Annotated in this window: 23 protein-coding genes; 13 read left to right on the forward strand and 10 right to left on the reverse strand. The window is 60.3% G+C overall.

The window, feature by feature from the left end; all coding sequences use genetic code 11:
- Window positions 1-256: 256 nt before the first annotated feature.
- On the reverse strand, window positions 257-568 hold the full coding sequence (locus tag AC13QE_RS28620; RefSeq protein WP_488486253.1) for a hypothetical protein: 312 nt from the start codon (window positions 566-568) through the stop codon (window positions 257-259).
- A gap of 287 nt (window positions 569-855) precedes the next feature.
- Complete coding sequence (locus AC13QE_RS28625; protein ID WP_488486254.1) at window positions 856-1,956, reverse strand: porin; 1,101 nt, start codon at window positions 1,954-1,956, stop codon at window positions 856-858.
- Between the two features lie 374 nt (window positions 1,957-2,330).
- On the opposite strand from AC13QE_RS28625, the gene AC13QE_RS28630 reads away from it, so the two are divergent.
- On the forward strand, window positions 2,331-2,792 hold the full coding sequence (locus AC13QE_RS28630) for a cupin domain-containing protein (protein WP_488486255.1): 462 nt from the start codon (window positions 2,331-2,333) through the stop codon (window positions 2,790-2,792).
- Here the strand turns inward: AC13QE_RS28630 and AC13QE_RS28635 are convergent.
- Complete coding sequence (locus tag AC13QE_RS28635) at window positions 2,789-3,307, reverse strand: GNAT family N-acetyltransferase (protein WP_488486256.1); 519 nt, start codon at window positions 3,305-3,307, stop codon at window positions 2,789-2,791. The two genes, AC13QE_RS28630 and AC13QE_RS28635, sit on opposite strands and share 4 nt — an antisense overlap.
- 19 nt (window positions 3,308-3,326) lie before the next feature.
- Window positions 3,327-4,322: a LysR family transcriptional regulator gene (locus AC13QE_RS28640; protein ID WP_488486257.1), complete on the reverse strand. Its 996-nt coding sequence runs from the start codon at window positions 4,320-4,322 to the stop codon at window positions 3,327-3,329.
- 120 nt (window positions 4,323-4,442) lie between these two features.
- Here AC13QE_RS28640 and AC13QE_RS28645 point away from each other — a divergent pair, with 120 nt between their 5' ends.
- Window positions 4,443-5,843: an MFS transporter gene (locus AC13QE_RS28645; protein ID WP_488486258.1), complete on the forward strand. Its 1,401-nt coding sequence runs from the start codon at window positions 4,443-4,445 to the stop codon at window positions 5,841-5,843.
- Window positions 5,844-5,875: 32 nt separating this feature from the next.
- Here the strand turns inward: AC13QE_RS28645 and AC13QE_RS28650 are convergent, their stop codons facing one another.
- Both AC13QE_RS28650 and AC13QE_RS28655 read right to left on the reverse strand, forming a co-directional pair.
- Window positions 5,876-7,147, reverse strand: a complete 1,272-nt coding sequence (locus AC13QE_RS28650; protein WP_488486275.1) for an RNA polymerase sigma factor — start codon at window positions 7,145-7,147, stop codon at window positions 5,876-5,878.
- Between the two features lie 31 nt (window positions 7,148-7,178).
- A complete protein-coding gene (locus AC13QE_RS28655; protein ID WP_488486259.1) occupies window positions 7,179-7,571 on the reverse strand; it encodes a YciI family protein in 393 nt (130 codons plus the stop codon).
- 352 nt (window positions 7,572-7,923) lie between these two features.
- On the opposite strand from AC13QE_RS28655, the gene AC13QE_RS28660 reads away from it, so the two are divergent.
- Window positions 7,924-8,301, forward strand: a complete 378-nt coding sequence (locus AC13QE_RS28660) for a VOC family protein (RefSeq protein WP_015340769.1) — start codon at window positions 7,924-7,926, stop codon at window positions 8,299-8,301.
- 266 nt (window positions 8,302-8,567) lie between these two features.
- Window positions 8,568-9,269: a phosphatase PAP2 family protein gene (locus tag AC13QE_RS28665; protein ID WP_488486260.1), complete on the forward strand. Its 702-nt coding sequence runs from the start codon at window positions 8,568-8,570 to the stop codon at window positions 9,267-9,269.
- An 18-nt stretch (window positions 9,270-9,287) separates the two neighbouring features.
- Here the strand turns inward: AC13QE_RS28665 and AC13QE_RS28670 are convergent, their stop codons facing one another.
- Window positions 9,288-9,674, reverse strand: a complete 387-nt coding sequence (locus AC13QE_RS28670) for a response regulator (RefSeq protein ID WP_015340771.1) — start codon at window positions 9,672-9,674, stop codon at window positions 9,288-9,290.
- A 228-nt stretch (window positions 9,675-9,902) separates the two neighbouring features.
- On the opposite strand from AC13QE_RS28670, the gene AC13QE_RS28675 reads away from it, so the two are divergent.
- Entirely contained in the window at window positions 9,903-11,582 is a 1,680-nt protein-coding gene (locus tag AC13QE_RS28675; protein WP_488486261.1) for a phosphoethanolamine transferase, read from the forward strand.
- Between the two features lie 59 nt (window positions 11,583-11,641).
- Here AC13QE_RS28675 and AC13QE_RS28680 read toward each other — a convergent pair whose 3' ends face one another.
- Window positions 11,642-12,019 (reverse strand): cupin domain-containing protein, encoded by a 378-nt coding sequence (locus AC13QE_RS28680; RefSeq protein ID WP_488486262.1) that lies wholly within the window; start codon window positions 12,017-12,019, stop codon window positions 11,642-11,644.
- Between the two features lie 214 nt (window positions 12,020-12,233).
- Here AC13QE_RS28680 and AC13QE_RS28685 point away from each other — a divergent pair, with 214 nt between their 5' ends.
- The 5 genes from AC13QE_RS28685 (at window position 12,234) to AC13QE_RS28705 (ending at window position 16,215) form a co-directional block, all read left to right on the forward strand.
- Window positions 12,234-13,271, forward strand: a complete 1,038-nt coding sequence (locus AC13QE_RS28685; RefSeq protein ID WP_488486263.1) for an LLM class flavin-dependent oxidoreductase — start codon at window positions 12,234-12,236, stop codon at window positions 13,269-13,271.
- Between the two features lie 148 nt (window positions 13,272-13,419).
- The gene (locus AC13QE_RS28690; RefSeq protein ID WP_488486264.1) at window positions 13,420-14,319 is read left to right on the forward strand and encodes a MurR/RpiR family transcriptional regulator; all 900 of its coding nucleotides are present in this window, start codon (window positions 13,420-13,422) and stop codon (window positions 14,317-14,319) included.
- A gap of 131 nt (window positions 14,320-14,450) precedes the next feature.
- The gene (locus AC13QE_RS28695) at window positions 14,451-15,197 is read left to right on the forward strand and encodes a COG4280 domain-containing protein (protein WP_132717293.1); all 747 of its coding nucleotides are present in this window, start codon (window positions 14,451-14,453) and stop codon (window positions 15,195-15,197) included.
- A complete protein-coding gene (locus AC13QE_RS28700) occupies window positions 15,194-15,400 on the forward strand; it encodes a hypothetical protein (protein WP_488486265.1) in 207 nt (68 codons plus the stop codon). Before AC13QE_RS28695 ends, AC13QE_RS28700 begins: the two co-directional genes overlap by 4 nt.
- A gap of 233 nt (window positions 15,401-15,633) precedes the next feature.
- Window positions 15,634-16,215 carry a histidine phosphatase family protein gene (locus AC13QE_RS28705; RefSeq protein WP_488486266.1) on the forward strand — a complete coding sequence of 194 codons (582 nt, stop codon included), beginning with the start codon at window positions 15,634-15,636 and terminating at the stop codon, window positions 16,213-16,215.
- An 87-nt stretch (window positions 16,216-16,302) separates the two neighbouring features.
- Here AC13QE_RS28705 and AC13QE_RS28710 read toward each other — a convergent pair whose 3' ends face one another.
- Complete coding sequence (locus tag AC13QE_RS28710) at window positions 16,303-17,238, reverse strand: phytanoyl-CoA dioxygenase family protein (RefSeq protein WP_488486267.1); 936 nt, start codon at window positions 17,236-17,238, stop codon at window positions 16,303-16,305.
- Between the two features lie 134 nt (window positions 17,239-17,372).
- Here AC13QE_RS28710 and AC13QE_RS28715 point away from each other — a divergent pair, with 134 nt between their 5' ends.
- Entirely contained in the window at window positions 17,373-18,236 is an 864-nt protein-coding gene (locus AC13QE_RS28715; protein ID WP_488486268.1) for a helix-turn-helix domain-containing protein, read from the forward strand.
- Here AC13QE_RS28715 and pdxR read toward each other — a convergent pair.
- Window positions 18,226-19,650, reverse strand: coding sequence for a MocR-like pyridoxine biosynthesis transcription factor PdxR (gene pdxR / locus AC13QE_RS28720; RefSeq protein ID WP_488486269.1), 1,425 nt, complete (start codon window positions 19,648-19,650; stop codon window positions 18,226-18,228). The genes AC13QE_RS28715 and pdxR overlap by 11 nt on opposite strands.
- Window positions 19,651-19,744: 94 nt before the next feature.
- Between pdxR and AC13QE_RS28725 the strand changes: the two genes are divergently transcribed.
- On the forward strand, window positions 19,745-20,428 hold the full coding sequence (locus tag AC13QE_RS28725) for a pyridoxamine 5'-phosphate oxidase family protein (RefSeq protein WP_488486270.1): 684 nt from the start codon (window positions 19,745-19,747) through the stop codon (window positions 20,426-20,428).
- 29 nt (window positions 20,429-20,457) lie between these two features.
- Entirely contained in the window at window positions 20,458-21,120 is a 663-nt protein-coding gene (locus AC13QE_RS28730) for a GNAT family N-acetyltransferase (RefSeq protein WP_488486271.1), read from the forward strand.
- Window positions 21,121-21,141 lie beyond the last annotated feature (21 nt).

Consider the following 21,141-nt stretch of genomic DNA (forward strand, 5'->3'; position numbering starts at 1 on the left):
ATAACCCCGCAAATGTTTCCGCGACAGAGCGCGCCGCGAAGCTGATCGTGTCAGCCATTCATGGGTGCGATAATAACACACCCGTTGTCGCTTTCATCCTGCCGGATGCGCGGCGAGAGGCACTTTATCCGGCGATTTCGACCTGAAAGCGTAACAGGAACGTCAGACGGCAGGAGCTTTCCTGCCGCACCGATATTACGATCCGAGAAGGTCTGGTGGCGGCTGAGCCATGGTGACAGCCAGCCTTGCTTTCAGTTCAGTGGTTCTTGTTCGGCCCTTTGCCCGTCGCGAAGCTGCAGGTCTTGATCTTGCAGCTGGGATCGTCGCTCGTCGGCACACTGGCGCTGGCCATCGCACCCTGTCCGAGGCAAGCCATCGAATTCGAAACGGTCCGATGGTACATCATCAGGCCCGGATGGTGCGAGGGATATCTCAGCACGATCGATCCTTCCCGGGCCATCTTTTCATGCACGGCGGCGCAGGTCATCGACTTGGAATTATAGGCCGACATGGCCATCGCGTTCGTGGAGAACAGTCCAATTGCGGCAAGTATGATGATCGTCTTCATGGGGCTTCCTTTGGTCGCGCCGAAGGGCGCTATCGAAAATGAGATAGTCGTTGATTAGCATTGGATTTATGACAGTGAACCGACTTCCCTTTATCGGCTGTTTGACCACTGCCAAGGGTGACCTGGCGCCCGTTTGGGTACGATTGCGCCGGAGGTCACGATGCATCGCATGGTGCCTGTCGGCAGGATGCGGTGCGAACGGAGATTTAGAAATCGCCCGTCACGACAGATAGGGCCCGATATGAAGACCGGGCCTCATTTCTGAAGATCAGCCGAGACCAAAAGCCTCAGAAAGTCCGTTCGAAGCGCAGGATACCCGAGAAGGTATCGTCGCTCGGCAGATCGTAGTGAACGTAGGTGAATTCCGGCTCGACCAGCAGGTTCTTGACCGGATTGAATTTGACGTTCGTGGTCGCTTCGAAGATCTTCGAGTCGGTATAGGCAAGCTGCAGGTTCCACTTCAGCTTGTCGTTGATCGGAACGCCGACGCCACCCCAGACGGCCCAGTCGCCCCAGCCGCAATCCGCGCCGTGAACGACGCCGTCGGAAGTCGTGCAGGCCGAGACGTTCTGGTTCGAGCCGGCATATTGGTTGAGCTTGTCGCCATCGGTGTTCCAGCCGCCCATCAGGAAGGCGGAGAAGACGCCGAAGTCGGCATCGATACGAGCCTTGATGGCACCTTCTTCGACGATAGAGTCATAACCGCCGACCACGCGGAACTGCCATGCGCCAGCCTTGTAGCCGAGACCGGCCACTACATTCGGAGCGTAGTGATCGCTCTTGGAGAGCTGCCAGCTGCCGCCATAGGCGCTTGTGGTCGTGCCGGAATTGCTGTCTTCGAGCGAGATGACACCAGTAAAGCCCGTGCCGCTATCGTAGTTATAGGTGAGCTGGTTCAATTCATACGGGCCGTCATAGATGACGTCGTCCTGGATCACATCGCCGGCATAGCCGATGAACTGGTTGTACTGCGAGTCCGTCTTACCCACGCTGAAGCCGCCGAGGGTAATGTAGGCCCACAGCAAGTTCGTGCCGGTGGAGCCACCGTCGTTCCAGTCCCAACGCACGATGGTCTCGGTCTTCAGCGGGCCATATTCGGTGTCGGTCGCCGTGTTGAGGTTGAGCTCGGCGCGGGTATGCCACTTGGTGCCGAAGTTGCTGGCGCGATTGTAGGGGTCTTTCCACTGGCCTTCGGTACGGACCTTGCCGCCGACCCTCAGACACGTCTCCGTACCGGGAATGAAGAAGTAGCCGGCGCCGAACGCGTCGCAGATGCGGACATACTCCAGCGGCTCCGGTTCTGCAGCAACGATAGCATCGGCAGCATGCGCGCCGGATACGACGCATAGCGCAGCAGCAGAACCGATAAGCAAGCTCTTGATGTTCATGGTAACTCCATCCGTCGAATGAACTTGCGCGATGGACGAACCTGGGGGTCGCTCGACATCAAGTTCCAGTGCCAAATTCGAAGCACAAGGCTTCGCTTCCGATTAGTAAGCTGCATTTACTATTTTGCTTTTACAAGGGCGTGGAGAGGTCCCAAAACATATATGACAGCAGCTTCATATGGCGCGTTGCGCAAACGACGCACATGTGTATGAGCGATGACAATCGGGTGACAATTAGATGACAAAGCAAGGCAATTAGGCCCCGTGTGCTATGCTCTGCCGAGATACATCGCTGGGCTGACAGCGATAAGTCTTGCTAGACTTCAAACTACAAGCAGCACACACATCCATCGGAAATCGCAGGCAGGATCATCATGCCGAAGATCGATATTGCAGCTGTACCCGAAATCAAGGGCACGCGCTATCCAGCCCCCTTCAATGAACCTTGCGCCGAGCGCATACGCCAGCGTCTGGGTGATGCCGGCGGCCTCGCGGATTTCGGGGTCAATCTCATGCGGCTGCCGCCTGGCAATTGGTCAAGCCAGCGGCACTGGCATTCGGAGGAGGACGAATTCGTTTATGTGCTGAAGGGCGAACTGACGCTCATCGAGGATGGCGGCGAGACCATGCTGCGCGCTGGCGATTGTGCCGCCTTCCCGAAAGGCTCGGGCAACGGCCATCACATGATCAACAAGTCGAGCACCACGGCTGTCTATCTCGAGGTCGGAACGCGCTCTCCGACCGACCTCATCACCTGTTCCGATGTCGATATGATGAGCTCGAGCACCGATGGCCGCTTCGTGCATAAGGACGGCATGCCCTATCCGGACGGCTAAGTCGGCTCATCGATATCAGCCGCAACTAGCCGATAGGACAGGAGATGCGTCGGCGCTCCATGCAGCATGACTTCGCGCTCGAAATGGAATCCACATTTTTCCAGCACGCGCCGGGAGGCGAGATTGACGGGACGTACAAGCCCGATAACGCGCTTCGCCTGCAGATCGTTATGGGCGAAAGCCAGCGCCTCCTTCACCAGCTCGGTCGCGTAGCCGCTTCCCCAATGATCGGGATGTAGATGATAGGAAAGATTGAGCCCCTCAAATTCCGTTGAAATGGTAACGCCTCCGAAGCCGATCAGCTGCCCCTCCGCTTCGATCGCCCAGCGCCCGAACCCATGCAGGCGCCAATGCGTCCGGTCACGGGCGAGACGCCGAGCGCTCTCTTCAGGAGAATCCGGTCTCGGATCCGGCCTGTGGGCGACCAGTTCGGGCCGCTGGAACAAGGCAGCAAGAAAGTCGATATCGAGCTCTTCCGGCATCCGCAAGGAAAGGCGTGAGGTACGACGGATCATGGCGCCTCCGCTCGAAGGATCAAACAGCTTCCGCGAGTTCAGGCGGATCGTAGCAGCAGGCATCCGTGGAAACGCCCATGCGGCACCCGCTGGCCTCGAGCGCTTCCTTGACAACCTCAACGAAAAGCCGGCGGAACCATACCGAGCGGCTGTCGGCTTGATCGACGCGACGATAGAGCATCGTCACAGGGTCGGCAGGCAGCTCGAACGGCGGCTCCGAAATCGTCAGGTCGTGCAGTTGCGCCATACAGCGGGCAATCGCTTCGGGAACCGTCGCAATGGCTGGAATGGCCCGGAGCGTCGTCGGCAGCGCGGAAAATCGGGGGACCGTCGCCACGACCTGCCGGCGATGGCCGAGGCGTGCGAGAGCGACATCGACGCCGGTGGATATGGCGCCTTCGAGCGAAACGGTGACATGCGGCGCATTGGCGAAATGCTTCAGGCTCAGCGGCGCCGCACATTTGAGATGCCGGCCATCGTAGATGCAGAGCGACGCCTGTTGGAACAGCGGCGCGCGAACATGCCAGGAGGCCGGTTCGTCATGCACCGAGATGCTGAAGTCGAAGGCGCCCTCGTCCAGCAGGCGCACGGCGTCGCGCCGGTCGAACGCCACGCTGGTCAGCCGCGCATTCGGCGCAAGCTGGCGCAACCGCGCCACCAGCGGTCCGAAGAAGGAGGATTCGAGATTGTCGCAGAGCCCGATGCGGAACTCGCCGTGCCAGTTTTCAGGATCGAAGGCTGCCGGCGGGCGGATGGCGCGCTCGATGCCGGAGAGCGCATCCTCGATTGCCGGCGCGATGGATAGCGCCCGCGGCGTGGGCTGCAAGCCGCGCCCGACGCGCACGAACAATTCATCATCCAGCGTCTCGCGCAGCCGGCGAAGTGCGGCAGAAAGACCAGGCTGACCGAGCAGCAGCCGCTCGGCCGCACGGCTCACATTCCGCTCCTGCATCAGCACGGAGAAGGCCAGCAGCAGATTGAGATCGATTTTTCGAAGCGTGGCATCATTCATCATTATGAGTAATACCTGACATGGTTACTATCAATTTGCAATAGGGTTTGAAGATGTACATTTTCTCGTTCCCTGCCGCTTTCACCCTCCCAAGAGATGGCAGCCTAGAAAGGAACGATCCCGATGACTTCTTCCCAAACCCGCAGCGGGGCGGGATTGGCGTTGCTGCTGCTATGCGCCGCCAATTTCCTCGACGCCATGGACGTCTCCACCATTGGCGTGGCCCTGCCCGCAATCCAGAAAGAGCTCGGCATGCAGGCGACCTCGCTGCAATGGGCCGTCAGCGCCTATGTGCTCGGCTATGGCGGCTTCCTGCTGCTCGGCGGCCGCGTTGCCGATCTCTTCGGCCACCGCCGCGTCTTCCTCTGGTCGCTCGGCGTCTTCGCCGCCGCCAGCATTGCCGGCGGTTTCGTCGATAGCGCCCCGACCCTGATCGCCGCCCGCCTGATCAAGGGCATTGCCGCTGCCTTCACAGCACCTGCCGCCCTCGCCCTCCTTCTCTCCGTCTTTGGAGAAGGCAATGCCCGCGCGAAGGCCCTAGGCGTCTTCTCCTCCACCGGTGCTGCCGGCTTCGTGCTCGGCATGGTGCTGGGCGGAGCGGCAACGCTCATCAGCTGGCGCGCGACGCTCGTCATGGGGGCGCCCGTCGCCATCCTGGCGCTAATCGTCGCCCCGCTCGTCCTGCCTGCCGATCATAAGCGAAACGGCCCACGCGCCCGCTTCGACTGGGCAGGCGCCCTGACGATCACGCCCGGCCTGCTGCTCTTCGTCTTCGGCGTCACCAATGCCGCTGCCGATGGCTGGCAGGCCTTTGCGACCTGGGGCTCGCTCCTCGCCGCATTGATCCTGATCGTGCTGTTCCTGATCGTGGAATCGCGCCATCATGATCCGATGGTGCCGCTTGCCATGTTCCGCCGCACCAAGCTCAGCCATGCCAATGCCATCGCCGCGCTGTATCAGGGAGCCTATGTAGGCTTCCAGTTCATCGCGACGCTCTATTATCAGACCGTCGTCGGCTGGTCGGCCTTTGCAACCGGCTTCGCCTTCGCCATCGGCGGCACCTGCGTCATGTTCCTGGCACCACGCTTTGCGACGATCGGCCAGAACCGCGGCACGACACTTCTCATGACCTTCGGCGTGGGACTGCAGGCCATCAGCTATCTCTTCTGGGTGCTGTCGGCTGGGCATATTGATACGGTAGTGCTCGTGGCCATCTCGCAGCTCCTGCTCGGCATCGGTTATGCCATGACCTATCCGTCGATCCAGGTCGCGGCCCTTTCTGACGTCGGCGACGACGAATCCGGCCTGGCTTCGGGCATGCTTTTTGCCTCCTTCCAGATCGGCGGCGGCATCATTCTGGCGGCGGCATCGGCCGTCTTCAGCGCAGCTCCGAACTTCGGCTGGAATCCCTATGTCGCTGGCATCGGTTTCGTGACGATCCTTGCTGCCGCCATCACGCTGCTCGCAGCGGTCGGCCCGCGTTCGTCCGCCGCTAAGGCCGCAAATTATCAGGCTGCAGAATAGCTCGAAGCAAGATGGCCCGCCTCTCCGGCGGGTCAATCCTTCTCGGCACCAGCGGCTTCGGCGGCGCGGCGCAGGAGGAGATCACGCTCCCTCTGATTTTCAGCAAGCGCGGCTGCCGTCTCGAAGGCTTGCCGCGCTTCATCATATCGACGGAGCTTGTAAAGAAGATCGCCGCGAACGCTCGGCAGAAGATGATAATCCTTCAATGCTGGCTCGTCGCGGAGGTTTTCGATGATCTCCAATGCCATCTCGGGACCTACGGCCATGCCGACCGCGACAGCGCGATTGAGTTGGACGATCGGGGAAGGAACAAGCAAGGCAAGCTCCGCATAGAGATCGGCAATCCGCCTCCAGTCGGTTTCATCGGCCGTTCCCGCTCTTGCGTGACATGCGATGATCGCGGCTTGCAACGCGTAAACTCCACCGGCACCGCCGAGCTCATGCACCCGCATCAGCGCTTTCAGGCCGCGCCGGATCTGCAGCCGATCCCAGCGGTCACGATTTTGATCGAGCAACAGAATCGGATTGCCGTCGGCGTCCGTCCTAGCCGCGGCTCGGGACGCATTCAGCTCCATCAGCGCCAGCAAAGCATGTGCCTCCGGCTCCTGCGGTGCCACGGACGTCAATATTCGCCCGAGCCGCAACGCCTCGCTGCACAATTGCAGCCGCATCCAATTCTCGCCGCGCGCAGCCGTATATCCCTCGTTGAAGATCAGATAGACGACCTCCAGCACCGAGGCGAGGCGCTGTGACAGCTCCTCGCCGTGCGGCGTCTCGTAGGAAAGCCCGGATTCCGACAAGGTCTTCTTGGCGCGGACGATACGCTGGGCAATCGTTGCCTCAGACACCAGAAACGCCCGGGCGATTTCCTCGGTCGTCAAGCCGCAGATCATTCGCAGGGCAAGCGCCACCCGCGCCTCGCGCGAGATCAGCGGATGGCATGCCGTGAAGATCAAGCGCAGCATTTCATCGCCGATATCGTCGTCGAGAGAAGTATCTAGATCGGGCATGATCTGCTCGTCCTCCTCCATCTCCCGAACGATCATTTCGTGTTTCTGGTCCAGCATCCGACGCCGCCGCAAATGGTCGAGCGCCCGGCGCTTAGCCGTGGTCATAAGCCATGCGCCGGGTCGCTCGGGGATGCCCGTCTTCGGCCATCGTTCCAAGGCGACAATCAACGCCTCCTGCGTCAGATCCTCAGCCAGCGGCACGTCGCGCAGCAACCGCGCGAGACTGGTGATCAGCCGCGGCTGTTCGATCCGCCAGACGGCCAGGATCGCCTGATGGGCGCCGGCGGCTTTCAAGGCCGCCCGCCCCGATGACAGATCGAGGGTATCACGCCCTTGCTTCAGCGAGCGGGTCGCACACACCTTCGGCATTTGGTTCGAAGTAGGCGCGTACTTCACATGTGCCTTCCCAGCCGGGCATGAAATCCTTGTGCAGCTGCATGAACTCGACTGCCAGCGCCAGGGCCTCTTCCTTGCTTTGCAGCTCGAAGATCGCATAGCCGCCGACGACCTCCTTGGCCTCGACGAAAGGGCCGTCGACGACGTTTAATTTGCCGGCCTTGATCGTGACGCGGGCGCCCGTCGCAAGCGGCATCAGTCCCGCCGTATCGATCATGCGGCCGGCCTTGATTTCTCGATCGGCGAGCTTGTGCATGGCTTCTAGCAGCTCCGGCGTCGGATGCATGTGGTCGCTAGAGGTGACGATAGACATGAAACGCATGGGAAGTATCCTCCGGAAGCGAGGTGCCGGCACCATTGCCGCTCAACAAGCCCGCTCATATTGACGACGAAGCAGCGCTCTGGAAATCGACAGTCGTTGCAAAAAAATCAGATCGCAGCCGCACAGCGGTAAATTCAACACCCATCCGTTTATCTCATCGGTGAGGCGACACCGGACCGCCTCATAGAAAAAGCAGCCAAGCGACCAGACAAACCCTCCCCTCGTTTTGTTGACTTCCCATGATCGTTGCAAGATGGTGAGACGAAATCGATCCGCGGAGTTTGAAAGCCGACGTTTCCCCTGGAGCGGGCCTTCCGTAAAGCTTCGCAGACAACACGGCAGGAGCTGTTTCATGTTCGACCATATTTCGATCGGCGTCAAAGACCTGGCGCGGGCGCAGAAATTTTATGACGCGGCCCTTTCTCCTCTCGGCTATGAGCGCGTCACCAACTTCGACGGTACGGTCGGATATGGCGCGGAACGCGCGCAATTCTGGGTGAGCGAGGTGGAACGTCCCGTGCCGGCCGATCGCGGCTCCGGGCTGCATTTCTGTTTCGTGGCCCCGAGCCAGGCAGCCGTGGACGCCTTCTATGCCGCAGGCATCGCCAATGGCGGCGAAGACAACGGCAAGCCGGGCATCAGGCCGGACTATAGCCAATTCTACTATGCCGCCTTCGTCATCGATCCCGACGGCTACCGGCTGGAAGCCTATTTCAAGACCGGCGAATAGATCGCCGCCCGGGACAAAGCGAAACGCGAACACTTTGCCGCATGCATCCGGCGCGGTTGTGCGGCCTTGATAGGCCTTCCCGATCATTGCCTTTCAGCCTGGCTTAAGGCTTCTGTCATAATAGTCGCCGATTGTAGTTTCCTGACGCCTTCACAACGCGGGCGGGCATTCATTTTGAACGTGTTTAGACAGCGGCCAGCTTTTAGATGTGCGACAACTCCATTGCTTCCACAAAACGGAATGCGCCGGTAAGCAGATACTTTTTTGTGTTTCTCGCGCTGTTCGTGCTCTGGTGGGCGCTGCTGTTTGTCTTCTATCGATTTCCGGGCATCGATCTCGCTGTTGCTAAAAGCGTCTTCACGGCGGAGCCTTGTGCATCAGCCGCCCCCGTTGGTAACGTCTGCGGTAGCTTTGTGCTCGCCAAAAACCCTTTCCTCCGGATCGTGCGAGAGGTGACACTCGCCCTGCCATACATCGCCATTCTTGTCCTGTTCGCCGCACTGATTTCATCTCGGTATAAATACGGCGCAGGCTGGCGGACATTGAAAGCGGATCGGTATATCGCCGCACTGATATCGCTTGGCGTCGGCTGCGGCCTCATCGTCAACGCGCTGCTCAAAACCTATGGCGGCAGGCCAAGACCGCGCACCACGGATATCTTCGGCGGTTCGCTGGATTTCGTTCAGGCAGGTTCGTTCACCGGTCGATGTCTTGCAAACTGTTCCTTCGTCTCGGGCGAAGCGTCGTCTGGCGGCTGGCTGCTTTGCCTGGTGCTGCTTCTGCCGCCGCGGCTGCGCTTCTCCGTGGGTATCCCGCTCGCCATTATCTCGATCATGATGCCGGTCATGCGCGTGATGACAGGAGCCCATTATCTGTCCGACGCGGTGCTCGGCTGGCTCTTGTCTTTGGTGCTCTTTGCCGCGGCCATAGCGATCATCGATTTCCTGCGGTCGGGAACGCGGGCCTGATCCCGAAGCTGGCTCGGCTTAGCCGGCATTGCGCATGCGGATCAATCGGCCGCGCCTTGCCGCCTTGCGGACACGAACCGCCATTTCGCTCAGCGCAAATGGCTTCACCAGATAATCGACGGCGCCGATATCCATGGCTCTCATCTGATCCGACAGCTGATCATAGGCCGACATGACAATGATCGGGGTCGCATCCCCGCGCGCTTCCATGAGTTTGAGCAGATCGAGGCCGCTGCCATCGGGCAATCGAAGATCGAGAAGCATCACGTCGTGCGCTTCGGCCGCAATGACAAGCTTGGCAGACTCCAAATCCATGGACCAATCGACCGACCAGCCATCGGCATTCAGATGATCCTGCACGGCGTTGCCTATCAGTGTGTTGTCTTCGACCAATAGAAGCCGCACGATTGCATCCCCAATTGCAATCGGGAACCTATGGGACGTATTTCTGACGACAACCTGAACTTTCGACACAACATCGACAAAAAGGAAAGACAGCCTGAATTCGAGCCAACCGGCTCCGCGCGGCAAATCGCCGTTCAGGTAAATGTCAGGATTGATCACCATGGTGGCGTGCTTTGACCGCCAAAGCACACCTGTAGTGATGGGCTTTTCTGCGTCAACCGCCAGCCCATGCCTCGGAGACAATCATTGACCAACGAAAAAGTAGAACCTGGCCGACAAAAATTCGCGCCAGCAATCGGCAGTATCACGCTGTGCCTTGTAGCGACGCTTTATGTACTCCTTGTGACAAACCGGATGTTCTGGACCAAGGCTTACGGCTATTTCATCGCCGAGCCGGCCGCCTTTGCCGCTTTCGTCATTGGTATCTCCGCGGCGATCATGGCGCTCTTTACATTCTTCTCCGCCAAATACGTCACGAAGCCGGTTCTTATCTTCTTCGTGCTGGTGGCTTCGGTATCTTCCTGGTTCAACGACCAGTTCGGCGTCATTATCGACAAGGAGATGATCCGCAACGCGGCTGTTTCGACAGGCGCAGAAAGCAGCCATCTGATCACGACGCGCTTCATCACCTATGTTTTGCTGACGGGTGTCTTGCCGTCTCTGCTCATCGTGTGGGTCCGGATCGTCCACCGCCCGATCCTCAAGAAGCTCGCCTACAATACCGCCGTCATCCTCGCCTGCTCGGCGATCTTCGTCGCCGCCGGAACGACGTTCTATAAGACCTACGCCGGCATCGGCCGTGCTCACCGAGACATGATGGATACGCTCAATCCTGTGATGCCGATCACAAGCGCGGTGCGGTACGTCATCGATGCGCAAAGGAATGCAAATGTCGTGGCTGAGCCACTGGGCACGGATGCCCGCAGGGTCGGCGCCGTCGACAACGGCAAGCCGCGTGTGACGATCATCGTTGCCGGAGAGACGGCCCGTGCGCAGAACTTCTCGCTCGGCGGCTATGCCAAGATGACCAATCCGGAGCTGGCAAAGCGCAACGTCGTCTATTTCCCGAATACGAGTAGCTGCGGTACCGCGACGGCCACCTCGATACCTTGCCTGTTCTCGGTCTACACGCGCCAAGAATATAGCCATCGCAAGGGGCTGGAGACGGAAAACCTGCTCGATGTGCTGACCCACGCCAAGGTCGATGTGACCTGGCTTGACAACGACACAGGCAGCTACGACGTCACCAATCGCGTTTCATATACCTTCCTGCCGCACTCTGCCGATCCGCGCTTCTGCCAGGACGGCGAATGCAAGGACGAGATCCTCGTCGATAAGGTTGACGGCTGGCTGGACAAGGTGAAGGGCGACAGCGTGTTGGTGCTGCACCAGCTCGGCAGCCATGGCCCGGCCTACTATCAGCGCTACCCCGACGAATTCCGCCGGTTTCAGCCGGATTGCCGCTCCAACGATTTCAGCTCCTGCTCGCAGGAGGAAATCACCAATGCCTATGACAACACGATCCTCTACACGGATCACATCGTCGCGATGGTCATCGACAAGCTGAAGCAGCGCTCGAACTCGATATCCGGCTCCGTGCTCTATTTCTCCGATCACGGCGAGTCGCTCGGCGAAAACGGCATCTATCTGCACGGCACACCCTATATCATCGCGCCCTCACAGCAGACGCATGTGCCGATGCTGGTATGGATGGCCGACGATCTGGCCAAGGCTGCCGGTTTCGACATGGCCTGCCTTGCCAAGCGCGCTGCCGAAGGCACCTACTCTCACGACAACATCTTCCACAGCGTTCTCGGCATGATGGACGTCTCGACGAAGGTCTATGATCCGAGCCTCGACGTGTTCGCCGCCTGCCGCACGCCATCGAACAAGCTGGCATTGAAATGATGGACTAGACGATGTCCGGCAGCTTCTTTTCTGAAGGAGCCGCCGGACCGTCGCATCACTCAGAGACGTTTTGGTTGGCGGATCGTCCGCTCATTTTCGACATTGCCGGTATTCAGCGTCGTATTGCGCTCAAACAGCACGACTTCGCAGGTCGGCTCGGCGACCGGGCAATGCTCCACCCCATGCGGAACAATGATGTATTCGCCCGGCCCGAGCACGACATCGCCGCCGTTTTCCTCGCGCAGCTTCATGCGCAGCGTGCCTTTGACGACCAGGAAGAGTTCGTCCTCTTCCTCATGATGGTGCCAATGGAATGCGCCTTCCAGCTTCACGAGCTTGATCTGGAAATCGTTGATGTCGCCGCCGACGCGCGGGTTCCACGTCTCATCCAAAGCTGCAAAAGCTTTGGTAAGATTGACCTTTTTAAGTGCGACCATGTGTTTTGTCCTTGATTCAACTGCGCTCACGTCGGAGCTAATATTGGCGTGAGTACCGCCGATCGCAACGCCGGCATTGGTGATTATCGCCGGTTGCCATCCGCATATCGAATTCTTCGAAGATTTCAGCCGAAACTTTCCGGGTAGTGGATGGTCGGGAGCGACACTACATGCTGTCTCAACATTATCATTTCGACACATGACAGGAAAAATCATGACGACAAACAATGTCGAATTCGGCCTGGATACTTTCGGCGACGTCACCTTTGACCACACGGGCATGCCGCTGCCGCATGCGCAGGTGCTGCGCAATGTCGTCGAGGAAGGCGTATTGGCCGACCAGCTCGGAATAGACTTCTTCGGCATCGGCGAGCATCACCGCGAGGATTTCGCGGTCTCTTCGCCCGAAACGATCCTGGCCGCTATTGCCAGCCGCACATCGAAAATCCATCTCGGTTCGGCGGTAACGGTACTGAGCTCGGATGACCCGATCCGCGTGTTCCAGCGCTTCTCCAGCCTGAACGCTGTTTCGAACGGTCGGGCCGAGGTCATTCTCGGCCGCGGCTCGTTTACGGAATCCTTCCCGCTGTTCGGCTTCGAGTTGTCCCAATACGAGCAGCTGTTCGAGGAAAAGCTGGATCTGTTCGCAGCTCTGCTTAAAAACGAGCCTGTAAACTGGGAGGGCAGCATCCGCCCGCCGCTGCGCAACCAGAAGGTCTTCCCGACCATCGAAAGCGGCCAGCTGAAAACCTGGATCGGCGTCGGCGGCAGCCCGGAATCGGTGGTGCGCGCCGCTCACTACGATCTGCCACTGATGCTGGCGATCATCGGCGGAAGCCCCTATCGCTTTCAGCCCTATGTCGACCTCTATCACCGAGCCTATGAGCAGCTCGGCAAGCCCGTGCAGCCGATCGGTATCCATTCGCCGGGCTACATCGCCGAAACGGACGAACAGGCGCGCGAGGAACTGTGGCCTTGCTATAAGGCGATGCGCGACCGCATCGGCCGCGAGCGCGGCTGGCCGCCCATGACGCGCGCTGAGTTCGACAACGAGATCGAAAAAGGTTCCCTCTATGTCGGCTCGCCGGAAACGGTCGCGGCCAAGCTTGCTCCAGTGGTCAAGACACTCGGCATCAGCCGCTTCCAGCTGAAATACAGCGCCGGCGCACTCGGCCATGACAAGATGCTGCGTTGTATCGAACTCTACGGCCAGAAGGTGATCCCGGCCGTACGCGCAGCTTTGGCGGAATAGTCGCAGCAAGCTCTCTGCGCTTGCCTTACAACGCGATCAAAAAGGGCGCTTTGCAATACAGCGAAGCGCCCTTTGTTTTGCGCTGTCATTCTTTTGCAGCAAATGCTACAGAAATATAATTGGTAGCATTTACTACAGAAGATATCCAATGGCAGAAACGACGCAGAACCCTCGCACTTTCGAAGACCGCGTTCTCAATGTGATCGAGACACTTGCGCCCGCAGAGCAGCGCATCGCCCGCTTTTTCGTCGATCAGAAGCAGGCTGTTCTGTTGAATTCGGCCGCCCAGATCGCACAACTCGCCGGTACCAGCGACGCCACGGTCGTCCGCACGGCGCGCAACCTCGGCTTCGAAAGCCTCTCGACGCTGCGGGCCGCCCTGCTTGAGGAACTGACCGGTACGCCATCCCCCGGAACGCGGATGCAACGCACACTGGCTGAAACGGGCAGCCAGGCCCGCGACGCGCTTCACCATGTCATCAGGATACACGAGCAGGCTTTGGAGGTTCTGCGGCGCGAGGAATTCGCCGTAAGCTTCGAACGCTGTGTCGATAGTCTTGCCAAGGCAGAGCGACGTCACGTCTTCGGCATCGGCCCCTCGGGCGCCATTGCGGACTATGCCAGCCTGCAGTTCAACCGCATCGGCCTGCCGACCAGCGCGCTCTCGGCCTCCGGCATCGCGCTCGCCGATCGCCTGCTCTGGATCGGCAAGGGTGACGTGGTGCTGATGATCGCCTATGCGCCACTCTACCGCGAAGTCGATGTGCTGCTCGAGCAGGCCGGTAAACATGGCGTTCCGGTCATTCTGATCAGCGACGATCTCGGCCTATCGCTTGCCGACAAGATGGCTGAAGTCCTGCCCGTGCCGCGCGGCAATGCCGGCCACCTCGCCATGCATGCCGGCACGATGGTGCTGGTCGAATCCCTGATCGCCGCACTCGCCGCCAAGGGGAAGGACGTCGCCATCGACAGCCTTGACCGGCTCAGCCAGCTGCGCGGCGCCATCGACAAGACATGGAGCAAGCGCGGCACGAGGAAACGCAAGTGACGACGCCGAAGTGCAGCGCGCACGCAATATCGGCATTTGGCCAAGCCTCGGCTCATCCAAGACATGAAGAATAATCGTCCGGAAAATACCATTCGCATTCAACGCCCTAACCGTCATTCGGGAATCAGTTCATGAACAGCCTCACACCCATACTCTCCACTGTGACGGCATCTTTCCTCGGCTCGTTTGTCGAAGTCGTGGAAGCCTTCACCATCGTCCTTGCCGTCGGCGTCACGCGAAGCTGGCGCCCAGCCCTCACGGGTGCCGCGCTCGCCCTTGCAGTGCTGGCCGTCCTCGTCCTCATCTTCGGACCGCTGCTGGCGCTGATCCCGATCGAAATCCTGCAATTCGTCGTCGGCGTTCTGCTGATCCTCTTCGGCATGCGCTGGCTGCGCAAGGCCATTCTCCGCTCGCTCGGCGTCATCGCCCTGCACGATGAGGAAGCGGCCTTCTCGAAGGAGACGGCCGCCCTGCAGGCACAGTCAACCGATCGCCGGGCCGATTATCTCGCCGGCCTTGCCGCCTTCAAGGCGGTGCTGCTCGAAGGTGTCGAAGTGGTCTTCATCGTGATTGCCGTCGGCGGTGCCCATGGCCTGACGCTCTATGCCGGCCTCGGCGCGCTCGCCGCCTTCGTGCTGGTCATGCTGATCGGGCTGCTGGTCCATCGCCCGCTCTCGACCGTGCCCGAAAATACCCTGAAATTCGTCGTTGGCCTGATGCTCACCAGCTTCGGCATCTTCTGGACCGGTGAAGGTATCGGCGCGCATTGGCCGGGCGAGGATCTCGCGCTGATCGCCATCTTCGCGATCGTCTCGCTCGCCTCCTACGCCATCATCCGTGCCATGCGCGGCAACCCGACAGCAAAGGCAGCCCAATGACCGTGCTTCGCATCGCCCTCTCCGAGCTCGTCGGCATGTTCATCGATGATGGTAGTCTCGCCACGCTCTGCCTCATCCTCATTCTCGTCATTGCCGGAGCGGTGGAGTTTCTCGCCTTACCACCGCTCGCGGGCGGCCTTCTGCTATTGGTCGGCTGCCTCGCCATTCTGCTCTACAGCGTCCGCCGCGCCGTGAAACGATGAGATTCACAACTCTCTGCAAGAGCTTGGATTTGCAGAGGGTTGTCGCGACACTTACCGAACAGCCTTAACTCTCGACAGAACCCTTCGCAGATGCGAAGAATTTCGCACGCGAGAGAGCCGTGCGTCCGTACGGACGCACAAAGAACGCTCTCATTGTTTGAATCTACACATCAGGCTTTCCGAAAATCGATCCCGATTTTCGGGCCGATGCTGTAGCGAAAAGGAGAAACGGCATGAGCACCGCCTATCCCGAAGTCTATCTGGTACGCCACGGACAGACGGAGTGGAGCCTCTCCGGCAGGCACACCGGCCGGACCGATATTCCCCTGACCGCTGCAGGCGAGGAAGCCGCCCGCAAACTCGCGGGCCGCCTACCCCCCATCGATTTCGCCGCCGTCTGGTCGAGCCCCTCGCAGCGCGCGCAAAACACCTGCGCGCTGGCTGGCTTCGGTGATCGCCGCGTCGTCAAGGAGGATCTGGCGGAGTGGGATTACGGCGCCTATGAGGGCATCACCACGAAGGCAATCCTTGCCGAAAGACCGGGTTGGCAAGTCTTCCGCGACGGCTGCCCGAACGGCGAATCTGCCGCCGATGTCGGCGCGCGTGCCGACCGGATCATCGGCGAACTTCGCGGCATCGACGGCTCCGTCCTGATCTTCTCCAGCGCCCATTTCCTGCGCGTCTTCGCCGCCCGCTGGGTCGGCCTGCCGCCGGAAGGTGGCGCGCATCTGGTTCTCGATACCACGAGCATCAGCGTGCTTGGTTATGAGCACGACCTGACCGAGCCGGTCATCCGCTGCTGGAACGAAATCTGACGGCCGCGCACTGATCCCCGCATCGGCATAACTAAATCGAGCGGCCACGAGCCGCTCGATATTTTTTGAGAAGTTAGTCGCGGTCGCTCACCAGCGCTTGAGACCCAGCAGCTTCTCACCGAGCGGCGTCAGTTCGGCCGTCGTCGCGTTGTGTTTTTCCCATTCACGAGGATCGCCGGGAAAGGCATCGCGTTTCGGGGAATCCAGTTCCCTCCACAGGCGGATACGCTCCTCACGTTCAACGACGTTGTCGTATTCAGCGGGATGCATGGAGATATATTGCGCCATGCGAACGCGGTTGTCCGAATGGTTGGGGCGGACGCCGTGCGCGAGCAGCGAATTGAAGATCATCAGATCGCCCGGCTCCATGTCGATATTGACGACCGAGAGTCCCGCCATGTCGGGATGCATCGGATCGCGATCCGCCGGCTGAGTCTTTTCCCATTCCTCGAAATGCTCGAAGAGCTCAGGCACGCACTGAAATCCGCCGACATCGCCATCCTGCTTCTTCAGGCTCAGAACACCCTGCACGCCGATCGGCAGCGGCCGGATCGAAGTGTCGACATCCCAATGGATGAAGCCGTGCGGGTTGCCCTTCACCTTCTTCGGCGGATTGAGATTGGCGCGATCGATGGTGACCCAGAGATCCTCGCGATCCCAGATGTCGACGAAGACATCGTAGATGCGCCTTTCCATGCGGTTGTCCCAGAGATATTGGTGATTATAGATCTCCAGCATCCCGGTATTGTTGAGCTCCTTCATCTTGTGCTCGCGCCGCTGCGGCGCATACCAGGTGGCAGGGTCGTTCGGATCCTTCTCGTCAAAGCGCCACAAGAGGTCGACAAGCCGCTCGACATTGACAGCCGGCACAGCCTGCCGCACGATCACATAGCCCTTCGTGATCCAATGCTGCCAATCGTCCTTCGACAGCACTCTGAGCGGCAATGTCTTCCGGATATCCTTCAATTGCGTCGTGACCGCGGATGCGGTCGGGTGCGCGTCTCGTTTCAAGGCAGGCTGCATAAGTTTCCTCCATCTTGGCTACCCCTTTTGCTTTCGGGTGACGGGAAAGATGTAACTTCAATTGGCGCGGCGATGTTGCTCGGCTCTGGCCAATTCTGATACTATTCCGGCTTCTATTGTATTGCGGACGCCCCATGAGGCCCTATCTCGAAGTTCTACCCCGTTCGCCGGAGGCATCCTGGAGCATGCTGAACCGCCGGCTTGACGACTGCATTCCGTTCCAATGGCACCACCATCCGGAATTCGAACTGACGCTGACGCTGAATTCCATCGGCCAGCGCTTCATCGGCGATCACAGTGGCGACTATTGCGATGGCGATCTCGTTCTCGTCGGCCCCAACCTGCCGCACAGCTGGGTTTCGCGCGCCAAGATCGAGGAAGAAAAGCCGCATATCGCGCTCGTGCTCTGGTTCAATCGCGACTGGCTTTTGCAGATAACAGGCGGCGCCATCGAATTCCGATCGATCGAAGCCATGCTGCAGCGCGGAGACAACGGCCTTCGCTTTTCGGAGGCGACCTCGACCGCCGTCCGCTCCTCGTTCGAAACCATTTTCGAAAAGCCAGCCGTCGAGCGTCTCCTATCGTTGCTCGGCATTCTGGTGAAAGTCGCGGAAGACCGGCACGCGACGCCGCTCGCAAGCGCGCCGGCGCAAGCACCGGATCTCAAGGAAAGCCGCGAGCGCATCGACCGCGTGCTGACGCATATGCATCTTCACTATGCCCGCGCGATCAGCCTTGATGAGCTGGCCGATATCGCGGCACTCAGCGTCTCCGGTCTGCACCGCATGTTTCGCCGCCATACGGGCGGAACGATATCGGACTATCTCGTGCGCATGCGCATCGGCGACGCCTGCGCTCGCCTCTCTTCCACGGATCAGGCGATCCACCATATCAGCGATTCCGTCGGCTATCTCTCGCTTGCCAATTTCAACAGGCAGTTCAGGGCTCTGAAAGGCATGACGCCACGGGAATACCGGGCGATGTTTCTCAGGCGTTGACGGGCATCGTCGCAAGCAGCCTGGCAATACTTGCCGCTGCAGCATCCGCAGCCTGAGCTTCCATGCGCGAGATACCAAGCAGCAGCCCGGGTCGCGCGGAGCCGAGATACAGCGCCGATATCGGCCGCACGGCGAAACCATTGGAATTAATTGCGCGCGCGACGGCGACATCGTCGGTCTTTCCGTCCCGGAACCAGCTCGCCACTTGCAATCCGCCACCACCCTCACCCACCTCCAGCCAATCGCTGCAATGGCGACGAAGCGCCTCGACAGTTGCTGCCATGCGCTCCGCATAGATGGCGTTCATGCGTCTCAAATGCGCACGAAACCGCCCCTCTCGCATGAAATCGGCCAGGGCGGCCTGGATATGAACGGGCACGACGGCGCCTCTCAGCCGCTGCGCCGCTTCGGTCGCCGCCAGAAGCCGCGAGGGAATGACGGCATAAGCGACGCGCAGACCGGGCGCGAGAGTCTTCGAAAAGGTGCCGATATAGGCGACCACTTCGCCGTGATCTATGCCCTGCAGGGCGGCGATCGGGCGCGACGCATATTGGAACTCACTGTCATAGTCGTCTTCCAGCACGATCGCGCCATTGGCGCGAGCGAATTCGAGCAACGCAAGGCGACGCTGCAGGCTCATGGTCACGCCGGTCGGATATTGATGCGAGGGCGTGACATAGATCAGGCGCGGCGACGGCCCGGTCCCTTGCGCGATATCGATGCCCTCGGCATTGCAAGGCACCGGCACGAGGCAGGCCCCAGCCATCCGCAGGATCGCCTGCGCGCTGGCATAGCCCGGGTCCTCCATCCAAACGATGTCGCCTGGATGATCGGGCTGAAGCAACACGCTCGCTAGCAGCCCGATTGTAGCACCCGTCGACGGCACGATCACGATCTGCTCGGGCCGGGCGACCACGCCACGCGTCGTCGAGATGTGTTCGAGGATCGCCTCGCGCAACTCGCGAATGCCGCCATGATCGCTGTAGCCGAGATCATGCACCCGCAGCGATCGGCCCCGAGCACCGAGACAGCGCGCCCAGGCGGCATGGGGAAAGGTCGAGACATCGGGCACCCCCGGCTCGAATAATCCTCCCCTTTTGAATTCGGTAACGCGCGGCAGATTTGGCGGCGGTGGTGCGGCCTGCCCCGACAATGGCGTCGTCGGGAATGCCGCGACGCGTGTCGCCGCGCCAGAGGTCGAGTGAAGATAGCCTTCCGCCTTAAGCCGATCATAGGCGTTGACCACGGTCGAGCGCGCAACGCCGAACGAGATTGCCATTGCCCGCGTCGGCGGCACGCGCTGCCCTGCCGACATCTGCCCGCGCAGGATACGATCGCGCATCAGGCGGTAGACTTGCCCCTCCAGATCGCCCGAAGACCGGTCCAGTGCCGGCCACTGCGCCACCGATGTCATGAAACCTCAACTGGTCTGCTAAAAATCAAAAAACTGGCTGTTTATAGCCTACCTCTTTGCTGGCAGAGATCAACGCCCGATCTGTGAGGAAGACATGGCCGATCACTATCCGCCTGATACCAGCACCTACCCGACCACCGAGCGCACCCGCGTGCGGCGCAGCCCGATGCGCGGCAGCCACGCCCATGCCGATGTCCACGCCATTCTGGATGCCTCCCCGCTCTGTCATGTCGGCTATGTCATCGACGGTGCGCCCTATGTGACGCCGACCCTGCATTGGCGTGAGGACGACTACGTCTATTGGCACGGCTCGTCCGCCAGCCGCTTCCTGCGCGCCGCCGAAGACATGCCGGTCTGTCTGACCTGCAGCATCATCGACGGCTATGTGCTTGCCCGCTCGGCCTTCAACCATTCCGTCAACTATCGCTCAGCCATGGTTTTCGGCACGGGCCGTCTCGTCGATGATGTCGAGGAAAAGACCGATGCACTGCGCCGCCTGATCGAAGACCTGTTTCCCGGCCGCTGGGATAGTCTCAGGCCGATGACCAAGCAGGAGGTCAAGGCGACTTCGGTCATGCGGATGAAAATCGACGAGGCCTCGGCCAAGGTCCGCAACGGACCGCCGGGCGATATGGACGAGGCGAGCCATCCGGTCTGGGCCGGCATCCTGCACATCGAAAGCCGCCTGGTATCACCACAGCCCGCCCCCGGCTTGCCCGATGGAATGGAGCTGCCACAATCTCTTGCGGACCTGATACAATCCGGCCGGCTTCGCTGAACTACATTTGATGACCAAAGGACTTTGATATGGATCTGACGAACTGGAAGGGCGTCGCCCGCCCCGAGCGCATCGCCCTTGAAGGCCGCTACACCCGGATCGAGCCGCTCGACGCCGCCCGCCATGGCGGCGATCTCCTTGCCTCAGCCCGCGCACCCGGCGCGGAAGATCGCTTTCGCTATCTTTTCGAGGATGCCCCAGCCGATCGCGCCGCCTTTTCGCCCTGGCTCGAGAAAGCCGCATCCAGCGCCGATCCGCTCTTCTTCGCGACGATCGACAAGCGGACCGGACGCGCCGAGGGCCGGCAGGCATTGATGCGCATCGACAACGCGCATGGCGTCATCGAGATCGGCAGCATCCTGTGGGGACCTGCGATCGCCCGCAGCCGCGTGACGACCGAAACGCTCTATCTGTTCGCATCCTATGTCTTCGACACGCTCGGCTATCGCCGCTTTGAATGGAAATGCAACAATCTCAATGAGCCTTCGAAGCGGGCAGCCGAGCGTTTCGGCTTCCTTTTCGAAGGCATTTTCCGACAGCACATGGTCGCAAAGGGCCAGAATCGCGACACGGCCTGGTTCGCCATGATCGACGCCGACTGGCCGCGCCTTAAGGCCGGCTACGAGCGCTGGCTGAGCCCGGAGAATTTCGACGAGGCTGGCCAGCAGAAGACGAAATTGACATTCGGCTAGGCACAGTTCGGTAGCTCACGC

Source organism: Martinezella sp. CNPSo 3957, assembly GCF_057784395.1.